General features: G+C 58.2%; 19 protein-coding genes and 1 other annotated feature. Of the genes, 5 read left to right on the forward strand and 14 right to left on the reverse strand.

Going from position 1 to position 20,914, the window contains the following annotated elements:
• Positions 1 to 23: 23 nt before the first annotated feature.
• The gene (gene dsdC / locus C6A40_RS18345; protein WP_045336455.1) at positions 24 to 950 is read right to left on the reverse strand and encodes a DNA-binding transcriptional regulator DsdC; all 927 of its coding nucleotides are present in this window, start codon (positions 948 to 950) and stop codon (positions 24 to 26) included.
• 204 nt (positions 951 to 1,154) lie between these two features.
• Here dsdC and dsdX point away from each other — a divergent pair, with 204 nt between their 5' ends.
• Complete coding sequence (dsdX, locus tag C6A40_RS18350) at positions 1,155 to 2,492, forward strand: D-serine transporter DsdX (RefSeq protein WP_008500153.1); 1,338 nt, start codon at positions 1,155 to 1,157, stop codon at positions 2,490 to 2,492.
• Between the two features lie 17 nt (positions 2,493 to 2,509).
• Positions 2,510 to 3,796, forward strand: coding sequence for a D-serine ammonia-lyase (dsdA, locus tag C6A40_RS18355; RefSeq protein WP_045336453.1), 1,287 nt, complete (start codon positions 2,510 to 2,512; stop codon positions 3,794 to 3,796).
• Between the two features lie 83 nt (positions 3,797 to 3,879).
• Here dsdA and C6A40_RS18360 read toward each other — a convergent pair whose 3' ends face one another.
• From C6A40_RS18360 to C6A40_RS18375, 4 genes are all read right to left on the reverse strand, one after another.
• Complete coding sequence (locus C6A40_RS18360) at positions 3,880 to 4,227, reverse strand: DUF202 domain-containing protein (RefSeq protein ID WP_021242685.1); 348 nt, start codon at positions 4,225 to 4,227, stop codon at positions 3,880 to 3,882.
• The gene (locus C6A40_RS18365; protein WP_024907384.1) at positions 4,217 to 4,564 is read right to left on the reverse strand and encodes a YidH family protein; all 348 of its coding nucleotides are present in this window, start codon (positions 4,562 to 4,564) and stop codon (positions 4,217 to 4,219) included. Before C6A40_RS18365 ends, C6A40_RS18360 begins: the two co-directional genes overlap by 11 nt.
• 92 nt (positions 4,565 to 4,656) lie before the next feature.
• Positions 4,657 to 5,979 (reverse strand): 6-phospho-alpha-glucosidase, encoded by a 1,323-nt coding sequence (locus C6A40_RS18370; protein ID WP_114191327.1) that lies wholly within the window; start codon positions 5,977 to 5,979, stop codon positions 4,657 to 4,659.
• Positions 5,976 to 7,598: an alpha-glucoside-specific PTS transporter subunit IIBC gene (locus C6A40_RS18375; RefSeq protein WP_045336449.1), complete on the reverse strand. Its 1,623-nt coding sequence runs from the start codon at positions 7,596 to 7,598 to the stop codon at positions 5,976 to 5,978. The genes C6A40_RS18370 and C6A40_RS18375 overlap by 4 nt, the downstream gene beginning before the upstream one ends.
• A 221-nt stretch (positions 7,599 to 7,819) precedes the next feature.
• Between C6A40_RS18375 and C6A40_RS18380 the strand changes: the two genes are divergently transcribed.
• Entirely contained in the window at positions 7,820 to 8,566 is a 747-nt protein-coding gene (locus tag C6A40_RS18380) for a GntR family transcriptional regulator (RefSeq protein ID WP_032654308.1), read from the forward strand.
• On the opposite strand, the gene C6A40_RS18385 is transcribed toward C6A40_RS18380, so the two are convergent.
• The 3 genes from C6A40_RS18385 to ibpA form a co-directional block, all read right to left on the reverse strand.
• Positions 8,534 to 10,195 carry a putative transporter gene (locus tag C6A40_RS18385; RefSeq protein ID WP_045336447.1) on the reverse strand — a complete coding sequence of 554 codons (1,662 nt, stop codon included), beginning with the start codon at positions 10,193 to 10,195 and terminating at the stop codon, positions 8,534 to 8,536. The genes C6A40_RS18380 and C6A40_RS18385 overlap by 33 nt on opposite strands.
• Before the next feature lie 172 nt (positions 10,196 to 10,367).
• On the reverse strand, positions 10,368 to 10,796 hold the full coding sequence (ibpB, locus tag C6A40_RS18390) for a small heat shock chaperone IbpB (RefSeq protein ID WP_008500161.1): 429 nt from the start codon (positions 10,794 to 10,796) through the stop codon (positions 10,368 to 10,370).
• Positions 10,797 to 10,932: 136 nt separating this feature from the next.
• Entirely contained in the window at positions 10,933 to 11,343 is a 411-nt protein-coding gene (ibpA, locus tag C6A40_RS18395) for a small heat shock chaperone IbpA (protein WP_008500162.1), read from the reverse strand.
• Positions 11,337 to 11,408, reverse strand: a sequence feature (ROSE (Repression Of Heat Shock gene Expression) occurs in the 5'-region of heat shock genes and acts as an RNA thermometer to modulate expression.). It overlaps the preceding gene by 7 nt.
• Before the next feature lie 249 nt (positions 11,409 to 11,657).
• Here ibpA and C6A40_RS18400 point away from each other — a divergent pair.
• Positions 11,658 to 11,990 carry a YceK/YidQ family lipoprotein gene (locus tag C6A40_RS18400; RefSeq protein ID WP_021242679.1) on the forward strand — a complete coding sequence of 111 codons (333 nt, stop codon included), beginning with the start codon at positions 11,658 to 11,660 and terminating at the stop codon, positions 11,988 to 11,990.
• Here C6A40_RS18400 and C6A40_RS18405 read toward each other — a convergent pair.
• The 3 genes from C6A40_RS18405 to C6A40_RS18415 form a co-directional block, all read right to left on the reverse strand.
• Positions 11,987 to 13,216: a DUF3748 domain-containing protein gene (locus C6A40_RS18405; RefSeq protein ID WP_045336445.1), complete on the reverse strand. Its 1,230-nt coding sequence runs from the start codon at positions 13,214 to 13,216 to the stop codon at positions 11,987 to 11,989. The two genes, C6A40_RS18400 and C6A40_RS18405, sit on opposite strands and share 4 nt — an antisense overlap.
• Positions 13,217 to 13,266: 50 nt before the next feature.
• A complete protein-coding gene (gene yidA / locus C6A40_RS18410; RefSeq protein WP_008500165.1) occupies positions 13,267 to 14,079 on the reverse strand; it encodes a sugar-phosphatase in 813 nt (270 codons plus the stop codon).
• 114 nt (positions 14,080 to 14,193) lie between these two features.
• Entirely contained in the window at positions 14,194 to 15,219 is a 1,026-nt protein-coding gene (locus C6A40_RS18415) for a zinc-dependent alcohol dehydrogenase family protein (RefSeq protein ID WP_023326373.1), read from the reverse strand.
• 109 nt (positions 15,220 to 15,328) lie between these two features.
• On the opposite strand from C6A40_RS18415, the gene C6A40_RS18420 reads away from it, so the two are divergent.
• Positions 15,329 to 16,264 carry a LysR family transcriptional regulator gene (locus C6A40_RS18420; RefSeq protein WP_032654294.1) on the forward strand — a complete coding sequence of 312 codons (936 nt, stop codon included), beginning with the start codon at positions 15,329 to 15,331 and terminating at the stop codon, positions 16,262 to 16,264.
• A gap of 34 nt (positions 16,265 to 16,298) precedes the next feature.
• Here C6A40_RS18420 and gyrB read toward each other — a convergent pair whose 3' ends face one another.
• From gyrB to dnaN, 3 genes are read right to left on the reverse strand one after another with little or no spacing between them, the layout of a single operon-like run.
• Complete coding sequence (gene gyrB, locus C6A40_RS18425; protein WP_008500168.1) at positions 16,299 to 18,710, reverse strand: DNA topoisomerase (ATP-hydrolyzing) subunit B; 2,412 nt, start codon at positions 18,708 to 18,710, stop codon at positions 16,299 to 16,301.
• A 28-nt stretch (positions 18,711 to 18,738) separates the two neighbouring features.
• Positions 18,739 to 19,812, reverse strand: a complete 1,074-nt coding sequence (gene recF, locus C6A40_RS18430; RefSeq protein WP_008500169.1) for a DNA replication/repair protein RecF — start codon at positions 19,810 to 19,812, stop codon at positions 18,739 to 18,741.
• The gene (dnaN, locus tag C6A40_RS18435; RefSeq protein WP_008500170.1) at positions 19,812 to 20,912 is read right to left on the reverse strand and encodes a DNA polymerase III subunit beta; all 1,101 of its coding nucleotides are present in this window, start codon (positions 20,910 to 20,912) and stop codon (positions 19,812 to 19,814) included. Before dnaN ends, recF begins: the two co-directional genes overlap by 1 nt.
• Positions 20,913 to 20,914 lie beyond the last annotated feature (2 nt).

A 20,914-nucleotide genomic window follows, 5' to 3' on the forward strand; every position in this document is an offset into this window, starting at 1 on the left:
TAGCGCGAAAGCGTAATAATTCTTCAACCTGCCAGTTCTCTCAGCCAGCCGATAAAGGCGTCTATTTTCGGCCACTGTCGGCCCGAAAGCGTCGAAACATAGTAGTGCTGATGGCATTTCAGGGTCTTGTCACCAAACGGGGCGATCAGTTCGCCCCGTTCAAGCCGTTTTTGCACCAGCCGCTTTCTGCCCATCGCGACGCCGACGTGGTTGATGGCCGCAATAATCGCTAAGTCCGAACGATCGAAACCAATACCCGACGATGGCGGCATATTTACCCCAAAATGCTGCGCCCAGCTCAGCCACTCATCCGTACCGGAATCATTGCTCCAGGCCTGACGGTCGTGCAGCAGCGTGCAGTGGCTAAGGTTATCGGGGTTTTTCAGCAGCTCATGCTCGCGGGCACACTGCGGCGAGCAGACGGGCAAAATCTCTTCGTCCATCAGGAAGTGATGAGACAGATGGTTGGGCGGCGTATCGTCGAAATAGAGCGCCAGATCGACGCCCGTTCGCTGCATATTGACGTAATCATTGCCGGTCAGGACGGTGAGCGATATTGACGGATAGCGGCGGGTAAAGTCACCCAGCATGGGTACCAGCCAGCACTGAGCGATCGACGGCCGGGAGTAGACCGTCAGCGTGCCGGACAGCGCCTGGTTTTTGATGTCCAGGATCTCCTGATTCAGGGTGTCGAGGGACGATTTTAGCGTCCAGTAAACGCGCTTTCCCTCCTGCGTCAGCTCGACTTTACGGTGCGAACGGACAAACAGCTGAATACCCAGCTCTTCTTCCAGCAGGTTGATGCGGTGGCTCACCGCGCTGGGGCTGAGCGACAGCTCCTCCGCCGCCAGCGCGAAGGATTCATGCCGGGCCGCCACTTCAAAGGTGTACATTTTCGACAGCTGCCAGCCGTTTAATAGTCGGTTTCTGGCTTCATTTGCATCGGTCATCACAATTCTCACGCGTGTTTTCTGCGCCCAGCATACCGTTCATGGGTGAATTTATGTGAACCTAATGCGGATTAAGTGCGTTTTTTAGAGCGCAGTCACTCAGTTGATTCAATCTGGCTCACCTGAACGCCAATTTATATCGTTTGTCAGCCCACGCCGCTTTTTCGTCCAATACCCCCAGATGACATAAGGGTGAGGTGAGATATGGGATCTCAGGTCTGGGTTGTGGCAACGCTGCTGGTCAGCATTGTGTTGATTGTTTTAACCATCGTTAAGCTGAAGTTTCACCCGTTCCTCGCGCTGCTGCTGGCGAGCTTTTTCGTCGGCGCAATGATGGGAATGAGCCCGCTGGATATGGTAAACGCCATTGAGAGCGGGATTGGCGGCACGCTGGGCTTCCTGGCGGCCGTGATTGGTCTGGGCACCATTCTCGGCAAGATGATGGAGGTTTCCGGCGCGGCAGAGCGCATCGGGATCGCCCTGCAGCGCTGCCGCTGGCTGTCAGCAGACGTGATTATGGTGCTGGTGGGCCTGATCTGCGGGATCACGCTGTTCGTGGAAGTGGGCGTGGTCCTGCTGATACCGCTGGCGTTTTCCATCGCCAAAAAGACCCACACGTCGCTGCTCAAGCTGGCCATTCCGCTTTGTACCGCGCTGATGGCGGTGCACTGCGTGGTGCCGCCGCATCCGGCCGCGCTGTTTGTGACCAATAAATTAGGGGCGGACGTTGGGACGGTAATCGTCTACGGCCTGCTGGTCGGCCTGATGGCCTCTCTGGTCGGCGGCCCGCTGTTCCTGAAGCTGCTCGGCAATCGTCTGCCGTTTAAACCGGTTCCGGCGGAATTTTCAGACCTGAAGGTGCGGGAGGAGCATACCCTGCCGTCGCTGGGCGCCACGCTGTTTACGGTGCTGCTGCCGATTGCCCTGATGCTGGTGAAGACCATCGCCGAACTGAATATGGCAAAAGACGGCACGCTGTATACGCTGCTGGAGTTTATCGGCAACCCCATCACCGCCATGTTTATCGCCGTGTTTGTCGCCTACTACCTGCTGGGCATCCGCCAGCATATGGGCATGGGCGCGATGCTGACGCACACCGAGCACGGCTTTGGCTCTATCGCCAACATTTTGCTGATTATCGGCGCGGGCGGCGCGTTCAACGCCATCCTGAAAACCAGCGGACTGGCGGACTCGCTGGCGCAAATTCTCTCGAACCTGCACATGCACCCTATCCTGCTCGCCTGGCTGGTGGCGCTGGTGCTGCATGCCGCCGTAGGCTCCGCCACGGTCGCGATGATGGGCGCCACGGCCATCGTCGCGCCGATGCTGCCGCTCTACCCGAACGTCAGCCCGGAGATCATCACCATTGCCATCGGTTCCGGCGCCATTGGCTGCACAATCGTGACCGATTCCCTCTTCTGGCTGGTGAAGCAATACTGCGGCGCGACCCTGAATGAGACCTTCAAATACTATACGACGGCGACGTTTATCGCCTCGGTGCTTGCACTTGGCGGCACATTCCTGCTTTCTTTCATTATCTGAGCGCGAAGAGACGTATTATGGAAAACGCAACTATCACCACTTTAACCGCACAGTTTCCTCTGGTTGAGGATCTGATTGCCCTGAAAGAAACCACCTGGCTTAACCCGAACACCACCACGCTTGAAGAAGGGCTGCCCTATGTCAGGCTGACCAAAGCCGACGTGGACGATGCGCATGCGCGCCTCAACCGCTTCGCGCCGTATCTGGCGAAAGCCTTCCCGGAAACGGCCGCAACGGGCGGGATTATTGAATCCGAACTGGTCGCCATCCCGGCAATGCGGGCGCGGCTGGAGAAAGAATCTGGCAAAGCCATTCCCGGCACGCTGCTGCTGAAAAAAGACAGCCATCTGCCGATCTCCGGCTCGATTAAAGCGCGCGGCGGTATCTATGAGGTGCTGACCCACGCGGAAAAACTGGCGCTGGACGCCGGGTTGCTGAGCGTTGAAGACGACTACAGCATCCTGCTGGAGCCGCGCTTTAAGGACTTCTTCAGCCAGTACAGCATTGCGGTAGGCTCAACCGGCAACCTGGGGATGTCTATCGGCATCATGAGCGCCCGCATCGGCTTTAAGGTGACGGTACATATGTCCGCCGACGCCCGCGAGTGGAAAAAAGCCAAACTGCGCAGCCACGGCGTCATCGTCGTGGAATATGAGCAGGATTATGGCGTGGCGGTGGAGCAGGGACGCAAAGCGGCGGAAAGCGATCCGAACTGCTTCTTCATTGACGATGAAAACTCCCGCACCCTGTTCCTGGGCTACGCGGTGGCGGGCGAGCGCCTGAAGGCACAGTTTGCCGCTCAGGGCCGCGTGGTGGATGCCGATCATCCGCTGTACGTCTACCTGCCGTGCGGCGTCGGCGGCGGCCCCGGCGGCGTGGCGTTTGGCCTGAAGCTGGCCTTTGGCGATTACGTTCACTGCTTCTTCGCAGAGCCCACGCACTCCCCGTGCATGCTGCTGGGCGTTTACACCGGCCTGCACGATGAAATCGCGGTGCAGGATCTGGGCATTGATAACGTGACGGCGGCGGACGGGCTGGCGGTAGGACGCGCCTCCGGCTTCGTGGGCCGCGCGATGGAGCGCCTGCTCGACGGGTTCTATACGCTTTCCGATCAGAGCATGTACGACATGCTCGGCTGGCTGGCGCAGGAGGAAGGCATTCGGCTGGAACCGTCCGCGCTGGCGGGCATGGCCGGGCCGCTGCGCGTGCCTTCAGATGCCAGCGTTACCCACCTGGTGTGGGCGACCGGCGGCGGCATGGTGCCGGAAGACGAGATGGCGAAGTATCTGGCTAAAGGGCAGTAATTCTGCCGGGTGGCGGCTACGCCTTACCCGGCCTACGGTTCGCGGCAGTTGTAGGCCCGGTAAGGCGTAGCCGCCACCGGGCTTTAAAAGCTCACAATTTGCTGAATGTGAGTCACTGCGAAGAGTAAAGACAGCGACAGCACGGCCAGGGCGATGAGGAACTTATCCCGCACCGCCTTCGGCTGCACAAAGTCGTCCTGCGCTACGTCCATCAGGTTACGGCTGCGGGTATAGCGCCATAAAACGATTGCCACCAGCGCCAGCACAACAAGCGAGATCCAGAACGGCACCCCGGTGCGGTGCCAGTTGTGCTTAATCGCCAGGGCGATCAGCGCGCCATACCCCAGCAGCGTGCGCAGCCAGGCGAGTGACGTCCGCTCCGGCTGCAGGCCGGGGTCCGCTTCGCGTCGCGCTTTGCGGCTATCCGCCATAGAACACCAGCACCATCACCACGCCCGCCACCGCCAGCAAAATCGCGCTGATGATGAGTAACCCACGCGTATAGGGCAGATCCTGCTTCAGACGCATCGCCTTCTCATTGCGCAGCCAGCGCAGGTAGCCGTAAATCGCCAGCACGCCCGCGAACAGGCACAGCAGCAGCGCCAGCACCTCGCGAATCAGCGGGGTGGCGAAATCAGGCGCGAGCTGGTCGAGCCCCACCCCGGCGGCAAGAAACCCCAGCGCGGTGCGGATCCACGCTAAAAACGTGCGTTCATTAGCCAGCGAGAAGCGGTAGTCCGGCGCTTCGCCGAGGCGGGAAATTTTCATGAAGGTTCCTTGTCGAGCTACGGGCAGGCTTCAGCATAGCGTAAATCAACAAGGACAAGGAGACCGGCATCGGGCGATGCCGGTCAGGACGATCAGTGCAGCGCTGGCCAGTAATCCTTGTTGGCCTCGATCAGGTCATCCAGAATCGCTTTCGCGACGGACGCGCTCGGCACGGTTTTCGACAGGGTAATCGCCTGCCAGAGTTTCTGATACGAGCGCTGCTCCCAGGCATCCACCACCAGTTTTTCCACCGCCACCTGCTGGCTCATCAGCCCTTTCTGGAAGTGCGGAATATCGCCCACCGTGAGCGGCTCCGGTCCGTTATGGCCAACCAGGCAAGGAATTTCCACCATCGCATCGGCATCAAAGTTATGGATGGCCCCGTTGTTGGGCACAATCAGCAGCATCCGCTCCTGGGTGTTAAAGGCAATGGCGGTTGCAAGATCGACGATGTACGACGCATGTTCGTCGATTTCCAGCTCGCCGGTGGAGGATTTGCCCGCCTCAATAATCGCCCGGCAGGAACTGAACACGTGCTTCTCACGGTGATCCATGACCTCATTGGCGCGGGTGCGTTCCGGGTTGGAATGCGCGACCACGTAGTCCGGGAACAAATAATACTTCAGGTAGGTGTTCGGCATGGTGTCGGGATCCAGCGCCTGCACGTCTTTTGCTTTGGCGAACGTATCGTTCCAGCTCGCTTCGGTATGGGCATCGTCAGAAGGGGGAACATAGCCGTTTTTCGCCACGTATTCGCGCAGCTTCGGCATCAGATCGTTGCCTTTCAGGTCTTCAATCGACGTCCACCAGCCGAAATGGTTCAGGCCATAGTAGCGCACGCGCATCTCTTTACGGTCTTTCAGGCCGACAATCTGCGCCATGCGCCCTTCAATGCCGATTGGCATGTCGCAGATGTTGAGGATTTTGGCGTTCGGACGCAGGCGGCGCGTGGCTTCCGCAACAATCGCCGCCGGGTTGGAGTAGTTCAGCATCCACGCGTTCGGAGAGTACTGCTCCATGTAATCCACCAGCTCCAGCACGCCGCCGATAGAGCGCATGCCGTAGGCGATCCCGCCCGGGCCGCAGGTTTCCTGGCCCAGCACGCCGTGGCGCAGCGGGATTTTTTCATCCTTTTCTCGCATCGGGTATTTGCCCACGCGGATATGCGCCATCACGAAATCGACATCGCTAAACGCCGCTTTCGGATCGGTGGTGTAGCTGAATTCAATCTCCGGGGCCTGCTCCTTAAGGATGATTTTGCACGCTTCGGCGATGGTTTCCTGACGCGCGCCGTCGTTGTCATAGAACTTCAGGGCGCGCAGCGGGAAACGGTCACGGTTGGCTAACAGCATCAGGACGATACCAGGCGTGAAGGTGCTGCCGCCGCCTGCAATGACAACTGAGAATTTTTTCATGATATAGCCTCTGTCAGGGTGGTTTGTTCATTCGTTAAGGGGGTTTTCATCAGCGATTCCAGCTGGTCGCGCACCTGAGGAACGTGCAGACCGACAATCACCTGAATGCCGTTGCCGCGTCGCACCACGCCGTGGGCGCCGAGGGCTTTGAAGACGTCATCGCTTTGCGTTTTCGCCATATCGACCAGGGCGATGCGCAGGCGGGTGGCGCAGTTGTTGATGCTTTCGATGTTGGCCGCGCCGCCCAGCGCCTGCAGGAATCCGGCGGCCTGCCCGACCTGCTGGCTGGCCGCGGCCGGGGCGGTGGTTTGCCCGCGCGCCGCCTTATAGTCGGCCTTGCTGTAGAGCTTGATTTCGCTCTCTTCCCGGCCCGGGGTTTTCAGGTTCAGACGCGCAATCAGCGTTTTGAAGACCACGAAGTAAACTCCGGTAAAGCAGACGCCAATGCCGATCTGAGTGAATACCGTCGAGGCGTGGTTGTGGAACATCGGGATCCAGTTTTGCGGCAGGAACTGGTCCAGCAGGCCGCCGCCCATGTTCCCGACCACGCCGAAGGTGTACATCACCGTTGCCATGGTGGCCGCCAGCACGGCGTGAACGGCAAACAATAGCGGCGAGATAAACAGGAAGGTGAATTCGAGCGGTTCGGTAATGCCCACCAGCACCGCGGTAAGCGTGGCCGGGACCAGCAGCCCCGCGACCTTGACGCGGTTTTCCGGCGACGCGGTGTACCAGATCGCCAGCGCAATCCCGACCGAGCCGAACACTTTGGAGTTGCCGTGCAGCGCGAACCCGCCTTCCGGGAAAAGAGTTTTCAGCGGCAGGGTGCTCTGGCTGAATTCCTGCAGGTGCTGCGCCCAGTAGACCTGAATTCCCCCTTCCACCGCCGCCGGGCCAAAAATGAACGGACCGTAGACGAAGTGGTGCAATCCGGTTGGGATCAGAATGCGTTCCAGGAAGGTATAGACCCATACGCCCAGCGCACCGGCAGAACGCAGGAACGCCTGCAGGGACTCAATGCCCATCTGCACTTTCGGCCAGCCCAGCAGCGTCAGCCAGGCGCAGGGGATCATGACGAAGAACGCGAGGATCACGACAAACGAGCTGCCCTGGAAAATCCCCAGAAACACCGGCAGCGGCTTGTCAAAATAGCGGTTGTGGATGGCGGTGACGATGCCTGAAATCACGATAGCGCCGATGATGCTGGTATCGAGCGTTTTGATCCCGGCAATCATCGCCAGCCCGCTTCCCGCTGTCGGTTCGGCGGAGAAGTCGACGCCGAAGAAGTCGCCCCAGGTCATCCCCATCGCGTTGATGAAGTAGTTCCAGGTCAGGAAGCTAATCAGCACCGCCAGACAGGCGCGGCCCTGGGCCTGCTTCGCCAGGCCAATCGGCAGGCCGACGGCAAAAATCAGCGGCATATTGCGGAACACCGCCCAGCCGCCCTCTTCAATGATGTGAACAATCTGCGCGAAAAGATGATCGGGGGCCGTTAAGGCTTCGCCGACAAACAGCGGGTTGCGAAGCATGATGGCGATTCCCACCACGATCCCGGCGAAAGGAAACAGCAACACCGGGGTAAACATGGCACCGCCAAAACGTTGTATTTGACTGAGCATTTTTAAATCCTCATGAAACAACCTGTAGGGGTAGAGGCCTTTATGGTTTTTTGCTGGCCTGAGGTGAGCATAAGAACTTACTGATGCGTGAACATGGCGTGCCGCTGCGATTCGTGATCGCATTCATGGTTTTATTTTGACCAATCAGGTCTACTTTTTACGGTAAATATGGACATGTCAGGACGCCATCCACGCCCTGATAAGGGCAAAGAGGTCTACTGGTGATCTACAAATCCATTGCTGACAGATTGCGGCTGCGGCTGAATTCATCGGACTACAACATCGGCAGTCCGCTGCCGGGCGAGAAAGCGCTGGCGCAGGAGTTTGGCGTGGCGCGAATGACCATCCGCAAGGCGCTGGATCTGCTGGTGAGCTGGGGGCTGGTTGAACGGCGGCACGGCAGCGGCACGTTTGTGGCGCGCAAAGACGTTCACCACGAAACCACCAACCTGACCGGGCTGGTTGAAGTGTTGCGTCAGCAGGGAAAAGAGGTGCAGAGCAAGGTGCTGCAGTTTGAAGTGATGCCCGCCCCGCCCGCCATCGCCAGCCAGCTGCGAATTCAGGTGGATGAGCGGATCTACTTTTCCCGGCGGGTGCGCTACGTGGACGGAAAACCGCTGATGCTGGAGGACAGCTTTATGCCGGTGAAGCTGTTTCGCAATCTGTCGCTGGCGCATCTTGAAGGGTCAAAGTTTGATTACATCGAGAAGGAGTGCGGGATCACCATCAGCGGCAACTACGAGAGCCTGACGCCGGTGCTGGCCGATAAGCAGCTGGCGGGTTATATGAATCTGCCGGAACAGACGCCGCTGTTGCGTATCACCTCCCTTTCCTACAGCGACAGCGGCGAGTTCCTCAACTATTCCGTGATGTTCCGAAATACCAGTGATTACCAGGTGGACTACCATCTGCGGCGCATCCACCCGGAAGATTTACTAGCTCATCCCCCAGAACAGCACCGCCAGTAGCTGCGGGGTAATGATGCGCAGGAACATCACCAGCGGGTAGACGGTGGCATAGGAGAGCGCGGCCGCGCCGCTGGTGGTGTGCAGGTTATTGGCAAAGGCCAGCGCGGGCGGATCGGTCATGGAACCCGCCAGCATGCCGCACAGCGTCAGGTAGTTCATTTTGGCGAACATCCGCGCCAGTATGCCCACCGTCAGCAGCGGGATCGCCGTGATAAAGATGCCGTAGCCGACCCAGCTCATCCCTTCACCCTTGACCAGGGTGTCGACGAAATCCCCGCCGGACTTCAGCCCGACCACCGCCAGGAACAGCACGATGCCCAGCTCGCGCAGCGCCAGGTTGGCGCTCGGCGGCATAAACCAGTAGAGCTTACCGATGCAGCCGATACGCCCGAGGATCAGCGCCATAATCAGCGGCCCGCCCGCCAGGCCCAGCTTGAGCGCCACCGGGAAGCCCGGCACGTACAGCGGGATGGAGCCCAGCAGCACGCCAAGCCCAATACCGATAAACACCGGTAGCATCTGCACCTGCTGCAGTTTCTGCTGGGCGTTACCCACCATATCCGCGACGGCGTCGATGGAAGACGGGCGCCCAACCAGGTTGAGGATATCCCCGAACTGCAGGCTGGCCTCCGGGCTGGCGACCAGCTCGACACCCGCACGGTTAAGGCGGGAGATCACGACGTCATAACGCTCTTTTACCTGCAGATCGCGTATTTTTTTGCCAAGGACGTGCTCGTTGGTTACCACAACGCGTTCCACCCGCATATCGGTGCCGCGCGTGGAGAGCGAGGTATCCACTTCCTGACCAATCACCAGACGGGCGTTTTTCAAATCGCCGGGCTGGCCCACCAGGTGCAGCAGATCGCCTTGCTGAATGATGGTGCCGGGCGCGGGCACCATCAGCATATCGTCGCGCTTAAGGCGGGAGCAGATAATATTGGCGCTGTTCAGAATCGGCACGTCCTGAATCGCCATATTGTTCAGGTTGGGGTTATCAACCCGAATGTTGATGGTTTTGATCGGCATATGGCCGTTGGTAAGCGTGGTTTCGTGGTCCTTCGCCTCTTTATCGACGTTAATGCGAAACAGGACGCGGACCAGCCACATGGAGAGCAGAATGCCGCAAATACCAAACGGATAGGCCATGGCGTAGCTCATCCCCATCTGGTCGACAATGCCGGGTTCGATGCCCAAATCGCGCAGGATTTGCTGCCCCGCGCCGAGCGCAGGCGTGTTGGTGACCGCCCCGGAGAAAATGCCCAGCACCACGGGCAGCGGGATAGCAAAGATTTTATGCAGAATGGCGGTGACCAGCCCGCCCATCACCACAATGCCAAGGGCAAACAGGTTGAGCCGTAAGCCGGAGACCCGAAGTGAGGCGAAAAAACCCGGCCCCACCTGAATCCCGATGGTATAGACGAACAGGATCAGGCCGAACTCCTGGGTAAAGTGGAGCATTTCGGCGCTCAGCACCAGCCCGAGCTGGTCGGCAAAGTGGCCGACTAAAATGCCGCCGAACAGCACCCCGCCTATCCCAAACCCGACGCCGCGGATTTTGATATTCCCTATCCACAGGCCAACAACAGCGACCAGGGCCAACACGCTGACGGTTAACGCGATATCACTCATGATCCACTTCCTTGGCATAACCTTAGTTATGCTAAGGATTCTCTCAGAGCCGTGGGCAGTTGTATGGGCGATGGCGCACAAAAAAGCCCTGCCGGGGCAGGGCCTTGTGCGGTCTGTGAGCGGTGTCGGGTGGCGGCTGCGCCTTACCCGACCTACAGGTTCGGCGGGCTTGTTAACTGTTTAACGCCGGCCGGTCGCTAATGGCGATACGCTGCGGCGCGATGGCTTCCGGCACGTTACGGGTCAGGTCAATATGCAGCAGCCCGTTGGTAAACGTTGCGCCGGAGACGTCCATATGGTCTGCCAGGGTAAAGCTCAGGCTAAACGGCTGATTAACCAGCCCCTGATGAAGCCATTTGGTCTCGGTCTCTTGTTTCTCCGGCGTACCTTTCACGGTCAGACGCGTGCCTTCGAGCTGAATATCCAGATCCTCCTGACGGAAGCCGGCCAGCGCCAGGGTGATGCGATAGTGGTTATCGTCGCTTTTTTCGATGTTGTACGGCGGAAACGTCTGTTGCTCAGCGGTGTTTTGCAGGGCATTAGCCAGTTTGTCAAAACCAATCCACTGACGAAGTAAGGGGGATAAATCGTAGTTACGCATACTAAATCTCCTTCTGAGAAGCGAGTTCGGCACAGTTTAATGTTGTGCGCAGTTGTTCCTGCAAATCCTGATGGATTCGCATATGCTCCCGTTACGGCAAGCAGGTCTGGGTGGGCCGCTCGCGCGACCCGCATAATTAGTTAATTTCGATACGACGCGGTTTTTTCTCTTCCGGAATCACACGTTCCAGTTCGATAAACAGCAGGCCGTTGACCAGGTTCGCGCCTTTCACGTGAATGTTCTCAGCTAACTGGAACTTGCGTTCAAAGTTGCGCTCAGCGATGCCCTGGTAAAGGTAGGTACGTTCTTTCTGCTCGGCCGTATGGGAACCTTTCACCACCAGCAGGTTGTCCTGCGCGGTGATCTCCAGTTCGTTTTCTGCAAAACCGGCGACGGCAATGGCGATGCGGTAGTGGTTTTCGTCAACCAGCTCAACATTGTATGGAGGGTAGCCGTTGCTCTGGCTTTGGTTATTTTCTAAATGGTTAAACAGGCGGTCAAAACCAATTGCAGAACGGTACAGCGGAGAAAGATCGAAGTTACGCATAAATAAAACTCCTGAAATCAGCGAGAAAAGTAAGCCTTCCACCATGGACAGGCCTTTACGCCCCCCGAACACCCATCAGGCGAGTTCGTTATCGGGTCGTATTCTTAAAATGGGTCTGCAACCGGGCTTTTCAAGCATGACAACTGCACTTTTTTTTGCACTTTCCTGCATCTCGCATAGACTGGGACAACAGCACAAAGGGTTAAATTGCGATGGCTGCCACAGTGCGGGGTTATCGGGCTATCCATTTTGGATAAGGCTCGCTATAACCCTGAGTTGCAGGTCTATGCAGTGCCATTAACGATGACTGAGTGATGATGAAAAATGTTCTGATAAAGCTGACGACGTTCAGCGGGGTAGTTTTACTTTGCGGGTGTTCGAGCGTGATGTCTCACACCGGCGGTAAAGAAGGAACATATCCGGGGACGCGCGCCAGCGCGGCGATGATCTCCGATGACGATACAAACTGGGGCACCAAATCCCTGGTTATCCTGGATATGCCGTTTACGGCTGTGGCGGACACGCTTCTGCTGCCGTGGGATTTATTCCGTAAGGACGACTCCGTGCGCTCACGGGTAGAGAAAAGCGAGCAGGAAAATCTGGCGACAAACGCCGTCATTCCGCCCGCAGAGATGCCGCCGCGCTAGTTCTGCGCGGTTTCCGCTAACCAGAGCTGACGGAAACCGTCCGTCTCTTCCATCCACGCAATAAAGCGCCCGTCCGGGGAAAATACGACGGCATCCGCAGACGGCGGATTGCCGTGATCGGACGTCAAAAACGTCACCTGTCCGGTCTGCGCGTCACAGCAGGCGATCCGGTTTTCGAGCACAAACCCCAGCCGGTCACCCGCCGGATGCCAGTTAAACGCAGACTGAATATCGCTCCCGTTACGCGTCAGCTGGCGCGGCTCGCCGCCATCAGGTGAGATCAGCCACAGCTGCACAATGCCGTTATCGTCGCGCATCAGAAACGCGATCTGTGTCCCCTCCGGGTTGCTGCGAACCCAGTGACGCGGCACGTTCACCAGGCCCGAATAGGCCCTTTGATGCGTAAAGGTCAAACGACGCTGCTTCACCCCAGCAGGCGGGGCCGGCAGGGTCTCTGCGGTGCCCTGAAGCGGCGCATCGCCCGCCCTTTTCCAGCTCTGTTCATCTTCTGGCAGGTTAACAATAAACAGTTCAGGCACTTTCTCGCCCGTTGCAGACAGGGTATCGCCGATAAACGCCAGTCTGTCGTTGCCCACCCAGCCCTCTTCGTAGGCGCGGTTAATCTCGTCGCTGCCCGGCTGCGGGTTGGGCGTCGTGCGGCTGACCAGCACGCTCCAGTAAGTCCCCGGGTATTCACGAGGATGGTTTCCCGGCGGATTCACCGGGCCATAAGGCGCCGCCACGCCGACGTTGCGTAAATCAAGCTTCGCATCGCGCACGTGCAGCACGTGGTCGTTATAGGTAAAGCTGACAAGCTGGCCGTTCGGGCTGAAGACATGGACGTGGCTGCCGCCGCGCAGCGCGCCCGGGGTGAACGGTGAAGTGATATCCATTGCGTCCAGGTTGCTCACCTGCCCGTGATGCGCAATCACCCCCTGACGATGATGAAAATCGTAGTGCCACTCCGCATCCGGGTTTTTCGGGCCGTGGATAAAGACGTATTTCTCCTGCGCGGGATGAACGGTCACCACGCCAACGTGCGCACCGTCAGTGGCGCGATAAATCACCTCGACTTCGCCCGTAACAACATTAACCCGCTCGATGGTTTCACCGGTGAACGATGCACCTGACGGGCGCACGTCATAGACCAGCCACTGGCTGTCCGGCGTCCAGGTATTGATGTTAGTAAGCTGGTGGTTGCGGGAAGCGAAGGTGATTTGTTTCATGAGGATACCCTGATGCGCAGTTATCGCATCAGGGTATCGCAAGCGGGTGTTTAGTTCAGCACAAACTTCTCAATGGCGTAAGCCACGCCGTCTTCGAGGTTGGATTTGGTGACAAAATTAGCCACTTCTTTCACCGACGGAATAGCGTTATCCATCGCTACGCCCATGCCCGCGAATTCAATCATCGCGATGTCGTTTTCCTGATCGCCCAGCGCCATGATTTCGTCCGGCTTGATGCCCAGCGCGTCGGCCAGCGATTTCACGCCGGTGCCTTTATTGACGCGTTTATCGAGGATTTCAAGGAAGTACGGCGCACTTTTCAGCACGGTGTATTTCTCTTTCACTTCGGCCGGAATGCGCGCAATCGCTTTATCCAGGATCTCCGGCTCGTCGATCATCATCACTTTCAGGAACTGGGTGGCCGGATCCATCTTCTCGGCTTCACAGAACACCAGCGGAATGGTCGCCACGTAGGATTCATGTACCGTGTAGTAGCTGATATCACGGTTGGCGGTGTAAAGCGTATTGCGATCGAGAGCGTGGAAGTGGGAACCCACCTCACGGGACAGTTTTTCCAGGAACCGGTAGTCATCGTAGCTTAGCGCGGTTTGCGCAACCGTACTGCCATCCGCGGCTTTCTGCACCAGCGCGCCGTTATAGGTGATGCAGTAGTCGCCGGGCTGATTCATGTGCAGCTCTTTCAGGTAGCTGTGCACGCCCGCATACGGACGCCCCGTGGTGAGGACCACATTCACGCCCTTTGCGCGTGCCGCGGCGATCGCGTTCTTAACGGCTGGAGAGATAGTGTGGTCTGGCAGCAACAGCGTGCCGTCCATATCGATTGCAATAAGTTTGATAGCCATGAGTTCCCCGGGATAAATGAGTGCTGCCTCATGCTAACGCGATTAAGCACACAAAAATAGAGCTACCTTGCGCAACAAAAGCCCCCTTTTACGCCTATCCCGAGGAACAAAGACCTACTCGCGGGTGAGAACGATTTTACCAAACGCACCGCGATCCAGATGCTCAAGTGCCTGTTCAAGCTCGTTAAAACGGTAGCGATGCTCAATCACGGGTTTCAACCCGGTGACATCCACGGCGCGGACGAAATCCTCCAGCGCCCGGCGGTGCCCCACGCCGATCCCCTGAATGACGGGAGATTTCAGCAACAGTTCGCCAGCAGAGAGCGAAATGTCAGACCCGGCCAGCACGCCAATGACCGAGATACGTCCATGAACGGCAACGGCGCGCAGGGAGTGCTTCAGGTTCTCGCCCCCCACGGTTTCAATAATATGGTCGATGCCGCGATCCTGCGTCAGCGCCAGCGCCTCTTCAGCCCAGTCGCCTTTCAGGCGGTTGATGCCCTGGCTGGCCCCCAGCTTTTTGGCCAGCGCCAGCTTTTCATCGCTCCCGGACGTAACAATGACCTCTGCGCCGTGCGCTTTTGCGATTTGCAGGGCGAAAATCGCCACGCCGCCCGTTCCCTGTACCAGCACCGATTGCCCGGCGCGCAGCTGACCGCGTTCCACCAGTGCGAACCAGGCGGTAAGCCCCGCGCAGGGTAAGGTGCTGGCCTCTGCGTCATCCAGGGTTTCCGGCGATGCCGCCAGCGCGTCTTCCTTCACAATCACGTACTCGGCCAGCATTCCCTGGAAATAGCCGCCGGACGTTTTATAGGGCAAATTGCGCGCGTCCGCCTGCGGCTTACCGTCGATCCACTCCGGAAAGAAGGTTGAGATGACGCGGGCACCGGGCTGGAAACGCGTGACGCCTTCACCAACGCTGTCGACGACGCCCGCCATGTCAGACGCCGGGGTAAACGGGAAGGAAAGCGGAATCGGCATCGTGCCTTCAATCACCATTTTGTCGCGATAGTTGAGCGCAACGGCATTCACCCTTACGCGCACTTCACCCGGACCTGGCTGGGGAATGGGCTCCTGAATAAGCGTGAGGCTCTCGCGCCCGAGGGCGCTCATCGTCCAGCGTTGCATTGTCTCGGTCATTTTTTTCTCCGGCCATCAAGTAAGCTTTAGTACTGACAGTCTACCGTTGACGCATGGTCGCCAGTGGCGATAAGTTTTCTCTATATTGACGCCAAAAAAGATACAATTCATGACCGACACGCTGAAGGATATCCCTGTTTTTGTGGCTGCCGTAGAGGCGGGAAGCTTTGCACAGGCCGCCATTCGTCTGCATTTGTCACGCTCGGCGGTAGGAAAAAGCATCGCTCGTCTCGAGGAGCGACTGGGGGTACGGCTGTTTCAGCGCACCACCCGCAGCCAGAGCCTGACCGATAACGGCGCCCTTTTTTATGAACGGTGCCTGCGTGCGCTGGAGGAAATTCGGGGCGCAGAGTCGCTGCTTGAAACGGGGAAACAGCAGGTCAGCGGCCGCCTGCGCGTTGCCATGCCGGTACTGTTTGGCCGCCAGTGCGTCGCGCCGCTGTTGATTGAACTGGCGCAGGAACATCCCGGGCTTGAGCTTGAAATGTCGTTCAGCGACCGCGTGGTGGATCTGGTAGAGGAAGGGTTTGATATGGCGGTGCGTAACGGCACGCTGCAGGACAGCAGCATGCTGGTCGCCAGAAAGCTGGGGGAACACCGCATGGTGCTGTGCGCTGCGCCGGATTATCTGCAGAACAAAGGCCAGCCGCAAAGCGTGGCTGACTTACCCCATCATACGGCCATTAACTATCTGCGCGCAGGCAGAGTGTTACCCTGGCAACTGATGGATAACGAAGGGACCTCGCACACCTTTACTCCCCGTTCATCGCTCAATATGGACGATTTGCAGGCCATCTGCGACGCGGCGCTGGCCGGACACGGGATTGCCTGGCTCCCCTGCTGGATGGCCATTAAAGAAATTCATCAGGGAAAGCTCGTCCCGCTCCTGAAACAGGCGCCCGATGTCCATTTTGACGTTCATGCCGTCTGGCAGCAAACGCCGCACCTGCCGCTGAGAGTGAGGATTGCCGTCGATACGCTCGCCAGTCGCTTACCGTCAGTGCTGTCGCAGGATATGCCCGCGCCCATAAAAAAGCCGCGCTAAACGCGCGGCCAGTTATCGTGTGGTATCACGTCGATTAAATATCGATATTTGCCGCTTTCAGGGCGTTCTCTTCGATGAAGGCACGACGTGGTTCAACCGCATCGCCCATCAGGGTCGTGAACAGCTGGTCTGCAGCAATCGCGTCCTTAACGGTCACGCGCAGCATGCGACGGCTTTCCGGATCCATGGTGGTTTCCCACAGCTGCTCCGGGTTCATTTCGCCCAGACCTTTATAGCGCTGGATCGCGAGGCCGCGACGGGACTCTTTCACCAGCCAGTCCAGCGCCTGCTCGAAGCTGGCTACCGGCTGACGACGTTCGCCACGTTCGATGAACGCATCGTCTTCGATCAGGCCGCGCAGCTTCTCGCCGAGCGTGCAGATACGACGGTATTCCGGACCGGTGACAAACTCGTGCTCCAGCGGGTAGTCGGTGTCGACGCCGTGGGTACGCACGCGAACGATCGGCTCGAACTGCCCGTCAGCGTTCTGCTGAACATCGCATTTCCACTGGCTGCCATGCTGCTCTTTTTCGTTCAGATCGGTCACCAGAGCGTTCACCCAGCGGGTGACGGTCTGCTCGCTGCTCAGATCGGCTTCGGTCAGGGTTGGCTGATAAACCAGCTCCTTCAGCAGCGTTTTCGGATAACGACGTTCCATACGCGTAATCATTTTCTGCGTGGCGTTGAACTCGGACACCAGACGCTCCAGCGGCTCACCGGCCAGTGCAGGGGCGTGCGAGTTCGCGTGCAGGGTCGCGCCATCAAGCGCGATTGCGATTTGGTACTGATCCATCGCTTCGTCATCTTTGATGTACTGTTCCTGCTTGCCTTTCTTCACTTTGTACAGCGGCGGCTGGGCAATGTAGACGTGACCACGCTCAACGATTTCAGGCATCTGACGATAGAAGAAGGTCAACAGCAGCGTACGAATGTGCGAGCCGTCGACGTCCGCATCGGTCATGATGATGATGCTGTGGTAGCGCAGTTTGTCCGGGTTGTACTCGTCACGGCCGATGCCGCAGCCCAGCGCGGTGATGAGCGTCGCCACTTCCTGAGAAGAGAGCATCTTGTCGAAACGGGCTTTCTCAACGTTGAGGATTTTACCCTTCAGCGGCAGAATCGCCTGGTTCTTACGGTTACGTCCCTGCTTCGCAGAACCGCCCGCGGAGTCCCCTTCCACGAGGTACAGTTCGGACAGCGCCGGGTCGCGTTCCTGGCAGTCAGCCAGCTTGCCCGGCAGGCCGGCTAAGTCCAGCGCGCCTTTACGACGGGTCATTTCACGGGCTTTACGCGCCGCTTCACGGGCACGCGCCGCATCAATAATTTTGCCCACCACGATTTTCGCGTCGGACGGGTTTTCCAGCAGGTACTCGCTCAGCAGTTCGTTCATCTGCTGCTCAACCGCCGATTTCACCTCAGAAGAGACCAGCTTGTCTTTGGTCTGTGAGGAGAACTTCGGATCCGGCACCTTCACGGAAACCACGGCAATCAGGCCTTCACGGGCATCGTCACCGGTGGCGCTGACTTTCGCTTTCTTGCTGTAGCCTTCTTTGTCCATGTAGGCGTTCAGGGTACGGGTCATCGCCGCACGGAAGCCAGCAAGGTGAGTACCACCGTCACGCTGTGGAATGTTGTTGGTAAAGCAGTAGATGTTTTCCTGGAAACCGTCGTTCCACTGCAGCGCCACTTCCACGCCGATACCGTCTTTTTCGGTGGAAAAGTAGAAGATATTCGGGTGAATAGGCGTTTTGTTCTTGTTCAGATACTCAACAAACGCCTTGATACCGCCTTCGTAATGGAAGTGGTCTTCTTTGTTGTCACGCTTGTCGCGCAGGCGAATCGAGACGCCGGAGTTCAGGAACGACAGTTCACGCAGGCGTTTCGCCAGGATGTCGTACTCGAACTCGGTGACGTTGGTGAAGGTTTCGAGGCTCGGCCAGAAACGCACCATGGTACCGGTTTTGTCGGTTTCGCCGGTAACGGCCAGCGGTGCCTGCGGCACGCCGTGCGTGTAAAGCTGACGGTGAATTTTGCCTTCGCGCTGGATAACCAGCTCCAGCTTCTGCGACAGGGCGTTTACTACCGAAACACCTACGCCGTGCAGGCCGCCGGAAACTTTATAGGAGTTATCGTCGAACTTACCGCCTGCGTGCAGGACGGTCATGATCACTTCCGCCGCGGAGACGCCCTCTTCCGGGTGAATACCGGTTGGGATGCCACGGCCGTCATCGGTGACGGAGACGGAGTTATCCGCATGGATGGTGACCACGATGTCTTTACAGTGACCCGCGAGCGCTTCGTCGATAGCGTTATCTACCACCTCGAATACCATGTGGTGCAGACCGGTGCCGTCATCCGTGTCGCCGATATACATACCCGGGCGCTTACGCACCGCATCCAGCCCTTTCAGGACTTTGATACTGGAGGAGTCATAAGAATTCGACATCAACGTTTCTCGCTCATTTCAACTTGGGTTAATCCGTTATTTTACCCTTTTCCACGGTAAACATCTTCGAATTTTCGTCCGACATGTCCATAACGTGTTCAGCGCTAATGGCGCTGACGAAAACCTGCGACTGCGTGGCTTTTAAGCGGCTGGCAAGCAGCCCGCGCCGCGCGTCGTCAAGTTCCGAGGCAAAATCATCTATCAGGTACAGGCAGCGTCGCCCGCTCTCGCGGGTAAGGAACTCCCCCTGCGCCAGGCGCAACGCACACATCAGGAGCTTGAGCTGCCCGCGCGACAGCGTGTCTTCCACCGGCGCACCGTCGGCACGAATGCGGAAATCCGCCTTGTGCGGGCCGTGCGCGGTGTAGGTCAACATGCGGTCGCGCTCGAAGCTTCTCTCTAACACCTCGGCATAGTCCGTCTCTTTCTCCCAGCCGCGCTGGAAGGAGAAGGTGAGAGAGAACTCGGGTAAAAACTGTTTGCAGGTGTCGGCCATGTCTTCGGCAATACCTGCGCTGTATTCGGCACGCCAGTTGCTGATTTGTTCCGCAAGAGGGATTAACTCCATGTCCCACGGACGCAGCTGGGCGTAGCGCGTCACCTGGCGCAACGCGGCGTTACGCTGCTTGAGCAGACGCTTCAGGTTGCTCCAGGCGTTAAAGAATCCGGCTTCGTTGTGAAAGCATCCCCAGTCGAGGAACGCTCTTCTGTATTTGGGGCCGCCGTTGAGTAAAGTAAACCCCTCGGGCGTGATCAGCTGCATCGGCATCAGCAGCGCCAGCTCGGCCACCTTGTGGCCGTCGGTACCGTCGATGCGCACCTTGCTGTCGCCCTGCTTGTCTTTGGTCAGGCCGATGGCGGTCTCCCGCTCCTCGCCCTGCAAACGCCCGTGCAGAACAAAAGATTCCTGCTCGTGGCGAATCACGCGACCAATCTGCAAACTGCGAAACGCCCGGCCGTGGCCGAGCGTATAGATGGCTTCCAGCACGCTGGTTTTGCCGCTACCGTTCGCGCCAACCAGGAAATTAAAGCCAGGGGATAAAGCGAGATCCGCGCTTTCGATGTTGCGAAAGTCGCGGATCAACAGACGGGTGAGCGACATTACAGTCTCATTGGCATGACAACATAGGCAGCCGACTGTGATGCGGCATCTTCAATCTGTACGCTCGAAACGGAGTCGGTCAGCAGGATGCGCACGTTCTCACATTTCAGCGCGTTCAGCACATCCAGCACGTAGCTAACGTTGAAGCCGATTTCCATCTCAGCCCCGGCGTAGGTGACGTCCAGAATCTCTTCTGCCTCTTCCTGCTCCGGGTTGTTGGCGGTGATTTTGATCTGGTTTTCACTCACGTACAGGCGCACGCCGCGGAATTTCTCGTTGGAGAGGATCGCGGCACGGGCAAAGGCCTGCTTGAGGCTGTCGCAACCGGCTTCCAGCGTTTTGTCCGGGTTCTTCGGCAATACGCGGCGATAATCCGGAAAACGACCGTCAACCAGCTTCGATGTGAAGACAAAATCGCCCACGTGAGCGCGGATGTTATTGCTGCCGATCTGCACGCGCAGCGGCGTGTCGCCGCCGTCGAGCATACGCATCAGCTCAATCACCCCTTTACGCGGCACGATCACCGAATGGTTTGGCAGCGAGTCGCCAATCGGCATGGAACAGACCGCCAGACGGTGGCCGTCGGTCGCCACGGTACGCAGCTCTTCACCTTCGGTTTCGAACAGCATGCCGTTTAAGTAGTAACGAACGTCCTGATGCGCCATGGAGAACTGGGTGGCTTCAATCAGACGCTTCATCGTCGCCTGCGGCAGGGTGAATTCCACTTCGCTCTGCCAGTCGTCCAGGTTCGGGAAGTCCGCTGCAGGCAGCGTGGAGAGCGAGAAACGGCTGCGGCCAGAGCGCACCAGCATACGGTCGCCTTCCAGCTGCACGGCGATTTCAGCACCTTCCGGCAGCCCGCGGCAGATATCAAAGAATTTACGTGCCGGAACCGTGGTCGCGCCCGCGTCGTGCGGCTGCGTCAGCGTAACGCGCGCGATCATTTCCATTTCCAGATCTGTACCGGTCAGCGACAGCGTACCGTCCGCGACCTGAAGCAGCAGGTTTCCGAGAATAGGCAGCGTTGGGCGGCCGCCTAATGGGCCACTCACCTGTTGCAGCGGTTTTAATAAATGTTCACGTTCAACGGTAAATTTCATAG

Source organism: Enterobacter sp. GER_MD16_1505_Eko_090 (assembly GCF_003331015.1).
Lineage (GTDB): Bacteria > Pseudomonadota > Gammaproteobacteria > Enterobacterales > Enterobacteriaceae > Enterobacter > Enterobacter roggenkampii.